This is a genomic window from Sphingomicrobium clamense (assembly GCF_019264355.1).
GTDB classification, from domain to species: domain Bacteria; phylum Pseudomonadota; class Alphaproteobacteria; order Sphingomonadales; family Sphingomonadaceae; genus Sphingomicrobium; species Sphingomicrobium clamense.
The window spans coordinates 1,090,420-1,103,467 of record NZ_JAHVAH010000001.1; the positions used below are offsets into that span (position 1 = coordinate 1,090,420).

A 13,048-nucleotide genomic window follows, 5' to 3' on the forward strand; every position below is an offset into this window, starting at 1 on the left:
GCGGGGCCTCAGCCGCCTTGCCAGACATTTTCGAGGTGGCGGGGCAGGCGGCCCGGCGCGACGTAGACCGCGTCGATGCGAACGTCTTCGCCATTTTTCGCATATTCGTGGACTAGCGAACGCGCGGCATCGGCAACCCGGCGCAAGCGATATTCGTCGAGCGAGCGTTCCGCCTCGTCCATCGTCCGGCGCGCTTTCACTTCGACGAAGGCGACGATCTTGCCGCGCTTGGCAATGAGGTCAATCTCGCCGTGCGGCGTCTTCACGCGGCCATCGAGGATGCGCCAGCCCTTGGCGCGCAGCCAGGTCGCGGCATAGAGTTCGGCGCGGCGTCCGCGCGCTTCGGCTTCGCGGCGTTTCAGTGGCCGCTCCGTTCGAGCGCGCGGGCATAGGCGCGCTTTTTCTTGATGCCGAGCCGCTCGGCGACTTCGGCCGCCGCTCGGCTGGGCGAGAGGCGGGTCAGCGCTTCGTCGATCGCGGCGTCGAGATCGTCCTCTGTGGCTTCCGAGGGCGCCGCCGGTGGCCCGACGACGATCACGATCTCACCCTTTGGGCCTGTCTCGGCATAGCGCTCCGCGAGCTGCAAAAGCGACCCCGTGACCGTTTCCTCGTGCAGTTTCGAGATTTCGCGCACGACCGCGGCGTCGCGTTCGCCTATTCCCTCGGCGAGCGCTGCAAGACTTGCACCGAGCCGGGGACCGCTCTCGTACAAGATGAGGCTGGCGCGGATCGGTGCGATCTCCGCAATCACCTCTGCGCGCGCCTTGGCCTTGGCAGGTAGGAAGCCCACGAAAAGAAAACGATCCGTGGGCAGACCCGCCAGCGTGAGCGCCGCAATGGCCGCAGACGGGCCGGGAACAGTATGCACCGCGAGCCCCGCCGCCCGCGCGGCACGCACTAATTTGTAGCCCGGATCGGAGATTAGCGGCGTTCCCGCATCGCTGACCAGCGCGATCCTCTTGTCGCCGAGATCGGCCAAAACCCTTTCTCGCAGCGTGCCGTCGCTATGGTCGTGATAGGCGGTCATCGGCGTGTCGGCGCCGATATGGCGGAGCAGCTTGGCGGTGACTCGCTTATCCTCCGCAAGAATGCGATCTGCATTCTTGAGTACATCCGACGCCCTCGGGCTCAAATCGGAAAGATTGCCGATTGGCGTGGCCACGATATAGAGGCCTGGGGGGAACGTAGAATCGGACATAGGGTCAAGGACATCATGGCAATCACCCCCAAAAAGCAAGCACGGCGCAATTTCATGAAGGGTGCGCTTGCCGCGGCAGTCCTGGCATTGGGCGCCTGTACGACATCTCCCGCTCCGCGCGGCCCTGCACCCAGCGAGCCCGCGACGGCGCCGACGCCCGCACCGACGCCGGTGGCCGAGCGCAACGGCGTGGCCGTGCTTGTCCCGCTGACCGGTGACAACCAGGCGGTAGGCAACTCTATTGCCAATGCCGCGAAGATGGCGCTGCTGGACAGCGAGGTCGATACGTTGCGCCTGACCATCTACGACACGGCGGGAGGCGCAGAGGCCGCCGCACGCCAGGCGCTGGCCGAAGGCAACAAGCTGATCCTCGGGCCGCTCCTGTCGGAGAATGTCCGCGCGGTAGGACCGATCGCCGCAGCTGCAGACGTGCCCGTGATCGCCTTCTCGAATGACGAGGGCGTTGCAGACGACAATGTCTACATCATGGGATTCACCCCGACCCAGTCGATCGCGCGCTCGGTGGCCTTTGCCGCCGACAATGGCGTTTCGACCTTTGCCGGGCTCATCCCGAACAGTCTTTACGGCCAACGCGCGATCAATTCGCTGATCGTCAGCGTTGAGGATCATGACGGACGTCTGGCCGCACTGGAAACGTACGAACGCAGTCGAAGCGCGCTCGAAGCCGCGATCGGCAAGATCAACGCGCGCGACGGCATCGACGCGGTCGTGATCGGCGACGGCGGGCAGATCGCCAAGCTGGTCGCACCGCGCCTGACCCATGGCGGGTGGAAGATCGGTAACGAGCTCTGGGCCGCCGAGCGAGACCTTGGCCAGACTGCCGCGCTGCGCGGGGCAATCTACTCCGCCGTACCCGACGGGCGGTTCCAGACCATGTCAAACCGTTATCGCAGCCGCTACGGCAATGCGCCTTACCGCCTGTCGAGCCTTGGCTATGACGCGGTCCTATTAGCGGCACGCCTGTCGCGCGATTGGGAGTCGGGCGGTGATTTCCCGACCCGCCTGCTGCGCGCCGATGATGGGTTCGGCGGCGTCGACGGCATCTTTCGCTTTGAAGACAACGTAGCGATCCGCGCGCTCGAAGTTCGCCGCGTCACGCCCGGCGGGACCGAGATCCTCGATCCGGCGGCGCGCGCTTTCTAGGCCGCGATTTCCGCGAGGATCGAGTCGAGCAGGAGCCGCCCTTCGTCCGTGAGGCGAAGGCGCGGCTCTTCTCTTTCCAGCAGACCCTGCGCAATCAAGCGGTCGACGGCTGCCTCGTCGACGACCCGTTCAACGCCCAGTCGAGAGGCGAGGGCGTCGGGATCGATCCCTTCATTGAGTCGCAAGCCCATGACCAGTGCTTCGTGGGCAGCCTCGGTGGCGCTAAGCGATTCTTCCTCGCGCATGCCGTGGCCATTGCGCTGCACGGCGGAAAGGAAGTTTTCGGGCTTCTTGTGACGGAAGGTGCGCATGCCGGTGCGCCGCCCGTGCGCGCCCGGACCGATGCCGATATAGTCGCGATAGCGCCAATAGGTGAGGTTGTGACGGCTTTCCGCGCCTCGTCTGGCGTGATTGGAGATCTCGTAGGCGGGAAGGCCGGCCGCAGTGGTCTTCGCCTGTGTCATCTCGAAGATGTCGGCAGACGTCTCCTCGTCGAGCGGCACGAAACTGCCCTTTCGAACATCCGTCTCGAAGCGCGTGCCCGGTTCGATCGTGAGCTGGTAGATCGAAAGATGCTCGGTGCCCTTCGCGATGGCTCGGTCGAGCAGCGATGATACGCTGTCGACCGTATCGCCAGGCAGCGCGACGATCAGGTCGAAACTCACACGCTCGACGGCGCGCTGGGCAGCGTCGAGCGCGTCCTGCCCTTCGGCAGCGTCGTGCGCGCGGCCAAGGAAGCGTAGCGACGCGTCGTCGAACCGTTGGAGCCCAAGGCTCAAACGATTGACGCCCGCGCTTGCAAGGTCGGCGAAGCGTGCCGCCTCGGCGCTGTTGGGGTTGGCTTCCAGCGTGATCTCGACGTCCTCGGCTTGCGCCCAGAGTGTCCGCGCATCCGAGATCACGGCTTCGACGGTGCGCGGATCCATCAGGGACGGTGTGCCGCCGCCGAAAAAGATACTCGTGAGGTGATGGTCGGGCGTCAGCGCCGCCTCGTACCGCAATTCGTCGAGCAGGGCTTGCCGCCACGCCACCTCATCGACACTCTCGCGGACATGGGAGTTGAAGTCACAATAGGGACATTTGACCACGCAGAAGGGCCAGTGGACGTAAAGCGCCAGCTGGGATCGGTCGTCGGTCATGGCGTGGCGCTCTTCTTGCTCCTCTCGCTTGCGGCGTGCAGCCCTTCGCGCGTGGCGCCCGAGCCGTCAATCACCATCCCGCGCATGGGCGCACCCGAACCGCTGGTCGAGGATGGGAGCATTCGCCGTGTCATGGTAGCTCGCCACAACGAAGAACGCGCGCGCTGGGGCGCAGCACCGCTTGGTTGGGACGATGCACTGGCGGCGGACGCCAAGGCCTATGCGACACGGCTGGCGGTGCGCGAGGAAATGGTTCACGACCAGTCGATCCGCGGTGTGCAGGGCGAGAATTTGTGGAGCGGGACGCGCGACGCCTTCGGCTATGAGCAGATGATCCAGGCGATGATCGACGAACGCGCGATGTTTCGCCCGGGCCTGTTTCCCGACGTGTCGACCAGCGGCCGATGGCAGGACGTCGCGCACTATACGCAGATGATCTGGCCCACGACGACGCGGCTGGGCTGCGCGACAACGCGGGGCTTGTTTCGCGAGTATCTCGTGTGTCGCTATGCCCCCGCCGGAAATATTCGCGGTCGCCCCGTCGGCGGATTCGTTCCGCCTGCGCCCGACGAGGAATAGGCACGCTTCGTCGGTAACGGTCGTTCACCTTGTTGAATTAACCCCTCGGCGAGGCTGAAATTGTCTCAATTCGGGCCGTCGGGGGCAGGGTTTTGTTAATGCGTATGCGCCAGAGTGGCGCCATGTTTTCTCGTCTTTTCATGGGGTTGGCGGTTGTCGCGATGGTCGCGCCCGCGACCGCATCCAGCACTGCAGCGCGGGGCGAAAAGCAGTTGAGAGCAGCCGTCCTCGACAACCATAATCGCGCCCGCGCACAGCATGGCGTGCGTCCACTCGCCTGGGACAATCGGCTTGCGGCCAGCGCAATGGAGCATGCGCGCTACATGGCCCGCACCGGGCGCTACCACCATGACCGGACGCCGGGCCGCCGCAAATATCAGGGCGAAAATATGTGGCGCGGCCAGCGCGGCTTGTTCAGCTACGAAATCATCGTCGGCACGATGACCGACGAAGTCCGCCATTTCCGGGCCGGCACCTTCCCCCATGTGAGCCGGTCCGGATCTTGGCACGATGTCGGCCACTACACGCAGATCGTGTGGCCATCGACGACGCATGTCGGCTGCGCGATGGCAAGCAGCGCCACCACCGATTATTTCGTCTGTCGTTATTCGCCGCCCGGCAACAAGGACGGCGTGCGGCTCAGCTAGGCCTCGAGCCAGGCCACCAGCTTCGCGAAGGCATCGGCGCGGTGGCTCATCGCGTGCTTCTTCGCCGGCTCCATTTCCCCGAACGTAACGTCATGGTCGGTCGGCACGAACATCGGGTCGTAGCCGAACCCCTTGTCGCCGCGCGGGGGCCAGGTGAGCGTGCCGAACACCTTGCCTTCGAACGTCTCGACCCGCCCGTCGGGCCATGCAAGCGACAGTGCGCAGACGAAGTGCGCGTCGTGGCCCGCGTCGGGCCCTTCGGCCTCGACCGCGGTCCAGACCTTCTCCATCGCGCGTCCGAAGTCGCGATTTCCCTCGCTGTCCTCGGCCCAACGTGCCGAGCGGATGCCCGGATCGCCGTTGAGCGCATCGACCGCCAGCCCGCTATCGTCGGCGAGCGCGGGAAGCCCCGACAGATCGGCTGCCTGACGCGCCTTCAGCTCGGCATTGTCGACAAAGGTGACGCCCGTTTCCTCAGGATCGGGGAGACCGGCCTCGGCAGCGCCGACACACTCGATCCCGAACGGTTCGAGCAACTCGCGGATTTCGCGAAGCTTGCCGTCATTATGCGTGGCGATGACCAGTTCGTCCCCGATTTTCTTCATTTTCCGACTGCTTTCAGCTGGGCCGCGAAAATTTCCTTGCAGCCGATATCGGCCAGCCGCATCAGCCGCAGCAGGCCTTCCTGATCGAACCGGTCGCCCTCGGCACTGACCTGTGCTTCGACGATCTTGCCGTCGCCGGTCAGCACGAAATTGCCGTCCGATCCGGCATTGCTGTCTTCGGGATAGTCGAGGTCGAGCACCGGCGTCCCGTCATAGACGCCGCAGCTGACCGCCGCGACCTGTGTCTCGATCGGATCCTCCTCGATCTTGCCCTCCGCCATCAGCTTGTCGACCGCGATGCGCAGCGCGACCCACGCGCCCGAGATGGAGGCGGTGCGGGTGCCGCCATCGGCCTGGATGACGTCGCAATCGACCGTGATCTGGCGCTCGCCGAGCTTTTCGAGATCGACGACCGCGCGCAGCGAGCGACCGATCAGGCGCTGGATTTCCTGCGTGCGCCCCGACTGCTTGCCGCGCGCCGCTTCGCGATTGCCGCGCGTGTGGGTCGATCCCGGCAGCATGCCATATTCGCCCGTGACCCAGCCTTTGCCCTGGCCGCGCAGCCACGGCGGCAAGCGATCTTCGACGCTGGCGGTCACGAGCACGCGCGTATCGCCGAAGCTGATGAGGCAGCTACCCGCCGCATGCTTGGTAAAGCCGGGCTCGATCGTGAGGGTACGTAGTTCGTCGGGGGCGCGGCCGGATGGGCGCATAAAAATCTCTCCTGGGTGCAACATGATTTGACGGGGGGACTAGCCGCGCTAGGCTCGCAAGGGAAGGGAGAGGCGTCATGGTGAGGAAACTTCTGGTCTTGGGGATGGCAGCCGCGTTGGCGGGATGCGTGGGCCTTCCGGGCAGCAAGGCCCCGGTCGAAACGATCCGCTACGTCACCGGACCGTGTCTTGGCCCATGCCCCGTTTATGTCGTGACTGCGGCTTCCGACGGCATCGGCGTCTATGACGGGCGCCAGAACGTGCTCGTCACAGGCAAGCGGACGTTCGCGATGAGCCAGGCCGAATGGGAGGCCTTCAAGGCCGCGCTCCAGCCCTATCGCCCGACCGGCAACATGGAATATCGCGGCGCCAACTGCACGACCATCGCTACCGACCTGCCCAGCGTCGAGGTCGCCTGGGGCGGCGACGGACAGCAGGACATTCTCCACGCCGATTTCGGGTGCGACATGGAGAAGAACCAGGCGATGTACAACGCACTCGCCGCCGCACCGCGCCACCTCCCGATCGACATCTTCGTGGGCAGGCGTTGAGCACCGGCACCGCGCTACCTACATAAGGCAGCGATGAGCGAGACGATCCCCGACCTGACCGACCGCATGCGCGAGATTTTCGCGCAGGTCGTCGAGGCGTATCTCGACAGCGGGCAGCCGGTCGGGTCGAAAGCGCTTGCCGGCAAGGTCCAGCTTTCGCCCGCGTCGATCCGCGGGGTGATGAGCCAGCTCGAGAGCCAAGGCCTGCTCACCCATCCGCATACCAGCGCGGGGCGTCTGCCGACCGAATTCGGCCTGCGCCTGTTCGTCGACGGCATCATGCAGGCGCGTATGCCGGGGAAGCGGACGCGAGAGACGATCGCGCGCGAGCTCGACGATCGTCCGGTCGAAGAAATGCTCGAGGCGGCGACGACGACCCTGTCGGGCCTGTCCGCCTGTGCTGGCGTTATCACCGCTCCGACGCAGGAGCTGCGCCTGCGCCAGCTCAGTTTCGTCCAGCTTGATGCCACGCGTGCGCTGGCAGTGCTGGTGGGCGAAGGCGGGGAGGTCGAGAATCGCATCCTCCCGATCACGCCCGGCATGTCGCCCATGGCGCTGGACGAGATCGCGAACTTCGTCTCCGCGCGCCTTGCGGGCCTGACCTTTGCCGAAGCCGGCCGACGGCTGGTCAGCGAGATCGAAAATCGCGAGCAGGCGCTCGACCAGGCGGCCGGGAAGCTGGTCGCGCAGGGGCTTGCCGAATGGCGCCGCGACGGAGACGAGCGCCCCGTGCTGATCGTGCGTGGGCAGGCCAACCTGCTCGACGAGACGGCGACCGCCGATCTCGAACGCGTGCGCCAGCTGCTCGACGAACTCGAAAACCGGCAGGAAATCGCCAATCTGCTCGGCGCCGCGCGTGAAGCGGAAGGCTGCCGTATCTTCATCGGGTCGGAAAACCGCATGTTCGCGCTTTCCGGCTCTTCGGTCATCGCCGCGCCCTATCGAGGGAGCGATGGCAAGGTCATCGGCGTTGTCGGGGTCATCGGCCCCACGCGCCTCAATTATGCGCGGGTGGTCCCGATGGTGGACTTTACCGCCGAAGCGCTTACGAGACGGATGCAATGACAGAAGAACATCACGAAGAAGCCGAGGAAATCCGCGAGGAAACAGCGGAGGAATCGCCCGAACTGGCCGAGCATGACCGCGTGGCCGAACTCGAATCGCAGCTGGAGGAAGCGCACCAGAAGGCGCTCTATGCCGCCGCGGAAGTCCAGAACGTCCGCCGCCGGCTGGAAAAAGAGAAGAGCGACGCCGCCTCCTATGCGTCGGCAGGATTCGCTCGCGAAATCCTGTCTGTGAGGGATCATCTCGAGCGCGCGCTGGGCCATGTGCCGGACGAGGCACGCGAGGGGCGTGCCGCCAATTTCATCGAGGGCATCGAGGCGACCCTGCGCGAGATGGATGCGATCTTCGAGCGACAGGGCATCACGCGCGTCGAAGCCAAAGGGCTCGAACTCGATCCCAATCTTCACCAGGCGATGGTCGAAATCCCGACCGAGGACGCCGAGCCCGGCACGATCGTCGAAGAGATGCAAGTCGGATACCGCCTTAAGGACCGGCTCCTGCGCCCCGCGCTCGTCGGCGTCGCGAAAAAGCCCTAGGCGCTTTCCCTGACCCCGGAACTTGTCACCAGCCTGACGCGCGTCGCCGACCTAATGGAAGGCGCGCGGCAGGACTGGTGGATCATCGGCTCAACTGCCGTCGCGTTGCACGGGCGTGACCCTGGCGGGATCGCCGATATCGACGTGATGCTGTCGGTCGAGGATGCCGAACGGCTGCTCGAGCCGCGCGCGATCCTGCCCGAGAACAAGCCGCCGCATCCGCAATTTCACAGCGCATGGTTTGCGCGCTGGGACGGCACGCCCGTGCCGGTGGAGTTCATGGCGGGCTTCAGCATGTATGAGGACGGCGATTGGCAGCGGGTGACACTGGAAACCCGACAGGAGATCGATCTCAACGGTCATCGCCTGTTCGTGCCGTCGGTGGACGAGTTGCGGTCGCTCTTCCTGCGCTTCGGACGCGGCAAGGATTTGCAGCGGGCAGCCTCGCTTTAGATGACGCTGCGCGCTTGCGTGGTTTCCTTGGTGGCAAGCGTGAAGCGGGGCTGGTCCTGCTCGCCGCCCATTGCGATCTGCGCTGCCAATCGTCCGAGTGACGGCCCATGCTTGAAACCATGTCCCGAGCCCGCGCCGACCAAGGTTACATTCGGATGGCCGGGATGCCGGTCGATCAGGAAATCGCCGTTGGAGCTATTCTCATACTGGCAGACGCGGGTCTCGAGCAATTGGGCGCCGCGCAGTGCCGGGAAGACGCGATCGCGGTAGGCGACGATCTCGGCTAGGCCCTCTTTGGTGACACGGCGCGGATTGGTGTCGGGGTCGACCTCCGGTCCATGATTATCGAAGCAGATCTTGGCTCCCCGCGCCTCGATGTCGGGGAAACCGTAATGGAGATCGCCACTCTCGAAATGCGCCCAACCGGGTAGGCGTTGCGGCGCGAAGCGATCATCGCCTTCCGGTGGTGCGAAGAAGAATACCTCCTGGCGCGATGTAACGATCCGGCGATCGAGAACGTCCGGAAAACCCTGTGGCAGCCATGGGCCGAGCGCATAGATGTAGGCATCACCTTCCACCCGTTCGCCGTCCATCAGGTCGACGCCAGGGAGCGGTGAGGGACCGCGCGGCATGGGAACCGGTTTGGCCTGTCCGCGACGCCAGACAAGCCCCTCCTTGACCATTTCGGCCACAAGGGTCTGGACCGAACGGCGCGCCATGATCGCCCCGAAGTCGGGCTCGAACATGCCGATCGCCACCCCGTCAAAGTCGATCATCGGATAGCGCCGCGCCATTTGCGCGGGCGTCAGAACTTGTGTCGGGAGCCCCATCTCGCGATGGACGCGGATCGTGTCGGTGAAATAGTCGATCTCTTCGTCGAAAAAGAACAGCACGCCGTGCGGGTGGAATAGGGGCAACGCGGCGCGGTCACTGAGTGCTTTCCAGTCCTTAAGGCTATCGAGCGCCATCTTCGCATAGATGGCGTCGGCACCGTAGCCCGCCCGTGTCATGCGCGTTTCACCGGCGCTTGAAGCTCGCGCGTTGGCGGGCCCATGCTTGTCGATCAGGGTGACCCGCATACCTGCGTCCATCAGAGCCCTGGCAGTCCATGTGCCGAAGACTCCCGCGCCCACGACCACCGCGTGCCCGTCGCTTCCCAAGCTTCGTGCACGAACGATCGAGGGGGCAAGCGCCCCCGCACCGATGCCGCCGAGAATCTGGCGGCGGGTCAGCGGCCAGGTATTCATGTGCTGACCGTAGCGCACGTCCAACGCAAAAGAGAAGGGCCGGGTCCTCACAGACCCGGCCCCCACTTCTTTTCGCGATGTACCGATTAGTCGTTACGGAAATCGCGCCGTAGCGTGATGCCGATCACGCGCGGTTGGCCGATGTTGTAGGCCCGGCGCGCGAGACCGCTCAGTTCGCGATCGAACGACAACAGCGGCGTCTTGTCGAAGATGTTGTTCGCGTAGAGCGACACTTCATATCCACGGTCGAGCCTCAGGCCGAACGACAGGTTCACCAATTCGTAGCTCGGCAGCGTCAGGTCGATCGTCTCGCTATCTGCAGTGGTCGCTCCACGATAATCGAAGAAGACTGGGAAGGTGCGCGGGTTGTCTTCCTGGTCGGTGGGTTGCGTCAGGCGCGAACCGACATGTTGGACGCTAGCCTGAACGAACCAGTCCGTGTTGCGATTGAGGCGACCCTCATAATAAGCGGTCGCCGCCATCTGGAATTTCGGCACGGTCGGAAGTCGGTTTCCGTCGCGAATACCGGTACGGGCCGCAAGGTCGCCCGGCAGGGTCGTGTCGAATTCCGCCTCGACGTAACTGCCCGATACGGACACGTCGAAGTTATCGGTGATCCGAGCCGCAAATTCGGCTTCAAGACCCATGGTGTGGGCCTTCTCAGCGTTGAAAACGACGCGGCTCGAACACGTACCGGCGTCGACAGTCGTCTGCAGGTTCGAGATGTCGGAATAGAACGCTGCGGCGTTGAACGTGATGCGGCGGGTCGAATATTTCGCGCCCGCTTCATAGTTCCAAAGCGTCTCGTCATCGTAGGTCTGGAAGCCCCCGAACGCAGCGAGATCCTCATCTTCGCAGAGCGGTACGTTCAGTGGATCGTTGACGCCACCGAGACGGAAGCCCTTCGAAGCCTGAAGGTTCAGGTTGAGATCCGGCGTTGCCTCATAGGTCACGATGAGACGCGGCGAGAAGCCGTCTGAAGAGGTGGAATCCCCGATAAAGGTATCAACGCCCGAGAAGACGCCACCCGAGACAAAGTCACGTTCCTCTTCGAAGTCGTAATACCGACCACCAGCGGTGACAATCACGGGGCCGAAGGCATAGCTCGCCTCTCCGAACAACGCATACTGGGTGAAGTCGTAGGTGAGGTTCGCGGCATATGGGCTGTCCATGATGTACGGGAAACCCGAGAAGCTGCCTTCGGAAGCGCCAGCTCCAAGCGCTGCATCCACGATCGCGTCATAACCTTCCGTTGGTAGGCGTTGCGTATAAGCGCGATCGACCTTCGAGTAGAATCCTCCGATGACCCATTGCAGCGGACCGAAGCCCGTCGAACCGAGGCGGACCTCTTGCGTAAACTGCTCGAGATCCGTCGTGTCGACGAGGTTCGAAGGAATGTCCACCGTGTCTAGATCGAGACCAAGGATCGCACCGCTGACGGAGCCGGTAAGCGCTGACGCGTCACGCGAAACCACGATGTCTCGTTCAGTGTAGCTCGAAACGCTGGTCAACTCGACGCCGCCGAGGTCGTAGCTGGCCGTCAAGTCGATGATCATCGTTTCATCATCGAACCCTTCCTGTAGCAGCAAATACTGCTCGCGTTCACGAAGTCCGCCCCCGGTAAACTGGTTGTCGAAGATGATAAAATCGTCCTGACGGTTGAAACCGTTGGTCGAAATGTCCTGATACACGATGCGCGGTGTCAGGTTCAGACCTTCGGTGGGCTCCAAGAGGAACGACATACGGCCGCCAATACGCTGGCCATCATTCGTACTCTTACGACCAGCCGGACCGACATCATCAATGAACCCCGGGAAGTGGGTGAAGTAGCCAACGAATCGTCCTGCGGCATGGTCGCCGAGATCCATGTTCACCATGCCCTTGAGGCTACCGCCAAAGTCGTCTTCTGCGGCCATGTTGGCGTTGATTTCGAAGCTTGCAGCATTCACCCCGATCTCGGGCTGGTTTGTAATGTAGCGAAGCGTTCCGCCGACACTACCCGAACCGAAGAGCGTGCCCTGCGGTCCGCGAAGCGTCTCGATACGGTTGAGGTCGTAGAGGTCGACGTCGGGGGTGAACAGCGAGAGCGAGATGACGCTTTCGTCGAGATAGACGCCAACCTGTTCCTTCACGCCCGGCTGGTCGCGGACGATCTGCCCCGCGGACACGCCGCGAACCGAGACTTGGCTCTGCCCCGGCCCGAGGTTTTGCACGGTGAGACCAGCGATATTTCTCGATAGTTCTTCGGCATTTGCTGCGTTCGAGCGCTGGATGTCTTCTTGCGTCTGGGCGTTGATCGAGAAGGGGACGTCCTGAACGGTCGAGGCGCGCTTGGTCGCGGTCACGACGATTACGTCCTCGTTCGTCTCCGGCTGGACGTTGGCAGCCTGGGCTTCCTGCTCTTCGGTGGACTGGGCGAAAGCCGGCTGCACCATGAGCGCGGCACCCGCGGCTCCGACCAGCAATTTGGCGGCAAAAGCTTCACGACGTTGCATGTGAACCCCCTTTGGTTGTGTGCGTATCACGAGAGAGGGTGAATCATTCGCCCGCCCCCGGAAAGGAAAAAAGCTTAACCCTCTTTGCTTCCAATGGCGAGCGTGACTTTTGGGTGACAGTAGATTTTCGCTGGAAATCAGGCGTTTTCAGTGTCTTGGGCGAAAGGCAGGAGGCTAGCTTCGGGCGTCTCGGCCACCGCGCCCTTTCGTCGTGCGATGAACGCCCTACGCACGATTTCCGCCTGTTGCTCGAGTCCATAGCGCGGAAAGGATTTTCCGGGTTTCAGCGCATAGCCGTAGCGACAGAAAGGGTGACGCATCAGCGGCAGGTACCATTTGCCGCCCTTCTGCGCCTGCCAGACATGGGTCATCTCGTGGATGAAAAGTCCCTGGAGCGGGAGTGTGGCCTGACTGAAATCCTCCCGGTAGGCCATTGATTTGGGATGGAAATGAATGTTGCCCGATGGGGCCATGACGATCCCGCGCGGTTGGAACGGCCACCATTTGCCAAGCACGATCTCGACCGCGTCATAGTCGATGGCATTCCCGAAGACGCTGCGCGCCATCTCGATCTCGCCGGGGGTGAGGGGGCGCCGTTGCGACATCCCGCGACGCTAGGGAATCCGCGCCATGCTGTCGACAGGCTTGCCCAACGC

15 protein-coding genes are annotated in these 13,048 nt (G+C 63.6%); 7 read left to right on the plus strand and 8 right to left on the minus strand.

The features are described 5' to 3' along the window. Window positions 1–8: 8 nt before the first annotated feature. Both KTQ36_RS05585 and rsmI read right to left on the minus strand, forming a co-directional pair. Window positions 9–362, minus strand: coding sequence for a YraN family protein (locus KTQ36_RS05585; RefSeq protein WP_218633842.1), 354 nt, complete (start codon window positions 360–362; stop codon window positions 9–11). Beyond that, window positions 359–1,198 carry a 16S rRNA (cytidine(1402)-2'-O)-methyltransferase gene (rsmI, locus tag KTQ36_RS05590; protein WP_218632728.1) on the minus strand — a complete coding sequence of 280 codons (840 nt, stop codon included), beginning with the start codon at window positions 1,196–1,198 and terminating at the stop codon, window positions 359–361. The genes KTQ36_RS05585 and rsmI overlap by 4 nt, the downstream gene beginning before the upstream one ends. Before the next feature lie 15 nt (window positions 1,199–1,213). On the opposite strand from rsmI, the gene KTQ36_RS05595 reads away from it, so the two are divergent. Continuing rightward, a complete protein-coding gene (locus KTQ36_RS05595; protein ID WP_255554324.1) occupies window positions 1,214–2,362 on the plus strand; it encodes a penicillin-binding protein activator in 1,149 nt (382 codons plus the stop codon). Here KTQ36_RS05595 and hemW read toward each other — a convergent pair. Then, window positions 2,359–3,501: a radical SAM family heme chaperone HemW gene (gene hemW, locus KTQ36_RS05600; RefSeq protein WP_218632729.1), complete on the minus strand. Its 1,143-nt coding sequence runs from the start codon at window positions 3,499–3,501 to the stop codon at window positions 2,359–2,361. The genes KTQ36_RS05595 and hemW overlap by 4 nt on opposite strands. On the opposite strand from hemW, the gene KTQ36_RS05605 reads away from it, so the two are divergent. After that, the gene (locus KTQ36_RS05605; protein ID WP_218632730.1) at window positions 3,463–4,080 is read left to right on the plus strand and encodes a CAP domain-containing protein; all 618 of its coding nucleotides are present in this window, start codon (window positions 3,463–3,465) and stop codon (window positions 4,078–4,080) included. The genes hemW and KTQ36_RS05605 overlap by 39 nt on opposite strands. Window positions 4,081–4,202: 122 nt before the next feature. After that, on the plus strand, window positions 4,203–4,727 hold the full coding sequence (locus KTQ36_RS05610; protein WP_218632731.1) for a CAP domain-containing protein: 525 nt from the start codon (window positions 4,203–4,205) through the stop codon (window positions 4,725–4,727). On the opposite strand, the gene rdgB is transcribed toward KTQ36_RS05610, so the two are convergent. Continuing rightward, window positions 4,724–5,332 carry an RdgB/HAM1 family non-canonical purine NTP pyrophosphatase gene (gene rdgB, locus KTQ36_RS05615; protein WP_218632732.1) on the minus strand — a complete coding sequence of 203 codons (609 nt, stop codon included), beginning with the start codon at window positions 5,330–5,332 and terminating at the stop codon, window positions 4,724–4,726. The genes KTQ36_RS05610 and rdgB overlap by 4 nt on opposite strands. Next, window positions 5,329–6,045, minus strand: a complete 717-nt coding sequence (gene rph / locus KTQ36_RS05620; protein WP_218632733.1) for a ribonuclease PH — start codon at window positions 6,043–6,045, stop codon at window positions 5,329–5,331. The genes rdgB and rph overlap by 4 nt, the downstream gene beginning before the upstream one ends. 77 nt (window positions 6,046–6,122) lie before the next feature. On the opposite strand from rph, the gene KTQ36_RS05625 reads away from it, so the two are divergent. Genes KTQ36_RS05625 through KTQ36_RS05640 form a run of 4 tightly spaced genes read left to right on the plus strand, consistent with a single transcriptional unit; the run spans window position 6,123 to window position 8,650 of the window. After that, window positions 6,123–6,596, plus strand: coding sequence for a DUF6438 domain-containing protein (locus KTQ36_RS05625; protein ID WP_218632734.1), 474 nt, complete (start codon window positions 6,123–6,125; stop codon window positions 6,594–6,596). 33 nt (window positions 6,597–6,629) lie between these two features. Further along, on the plus strand, window positions 6,630–7,661 hold the full coding sequence (gene hrcA / locus KTQ36_RS05630; protein WP_218632735.1) for a heat-inducible transcriptional repressor HrcA: 1,032 nt from the start codon (window positions 6,630–6,632) through the stop codon (window positions 7,659–7,661). Beyond that, window positions 7,658–8,197 carry a nucleotide exchange factor GrpE gene (gene grpE / locus KTQ36_RS05635; protein WP_218632736.1) on the plus strand — a complete coding sequence of 180 codons (540 nt, stop codon included), beginning with the start codon at window positions 7,658–7,660 and terminating at the stop codon, window positions 8,195–8,197. Before hrcA ends, grpE begins: the two co-directional genes overlap by 4 nt. 54 nt (window positions 8,198–8,251) lie before the next feature. Then, window positions 8,252–8,650: a hypothetical protein gene (locus KTQ36_RS05640; RefSeq protein ID WP_218632737.1), complete on the plus strand. Its 399-nt coding sequence runs from the start codon at window positions 8,252–8,254 to the stop codon at window positions 8,648–8,650. Here KTQ36_RS05640 and KTQ36_RS05645 read toward each other — a convergent pair. The 3 genes from KTQ36_RS05645 to KTQ36_RS05655 all read right to left on the minus strand — a co-directional run bounded on the left by KTQ36_RS05645 (window position 8,647) and on the right by KTQ36_RS05655 (window position 12,958). Then, window positions 8,647–9,897, minus strand: a complete 1,251-nt coding sequence (locus tag KTQ36_RS05645) for an FAD-dependent oxidoreductase (RefSeq protein ID WP_218632738.1) — start codon at window positions 9,895–9,897, stop codon at window positions 8,647–8,649. The genes KTQ36_RS05640 and KTQ36_RS05645 overlap by 4 nt on opposite strands. A gap of 86 nt (window positions 9,898–9,983) precedes the next feature. Beyond that, on the minus strand, window positions 9,984–12,242 hold the full coding sequence (locus KTQ36_RS05650) for a TonB-dependent receptor (protein WP_345777672.1): 2,259 nt from the start codon (window positions 12,240–12,242) through the stop codon (window positions 9,984–9,986). 287 nt (window positions 12,243–12,529) lie between these two features. Next, window positions 12,530–12,958 carry a vgr related protein gene (locus tag KTQ36_RS05655; protein ID WP_255554353.1) on the minus strand — a complete coding sequence of 143 codons (429 nt, stop codon included), beginning with the start codon at window positions 12,956–12,958 and terminating at the stop codon, window positions 12,530–12,532. Between the last annotated feature and the right edge of the window lie 90 nt (window positions 12,959–13,048).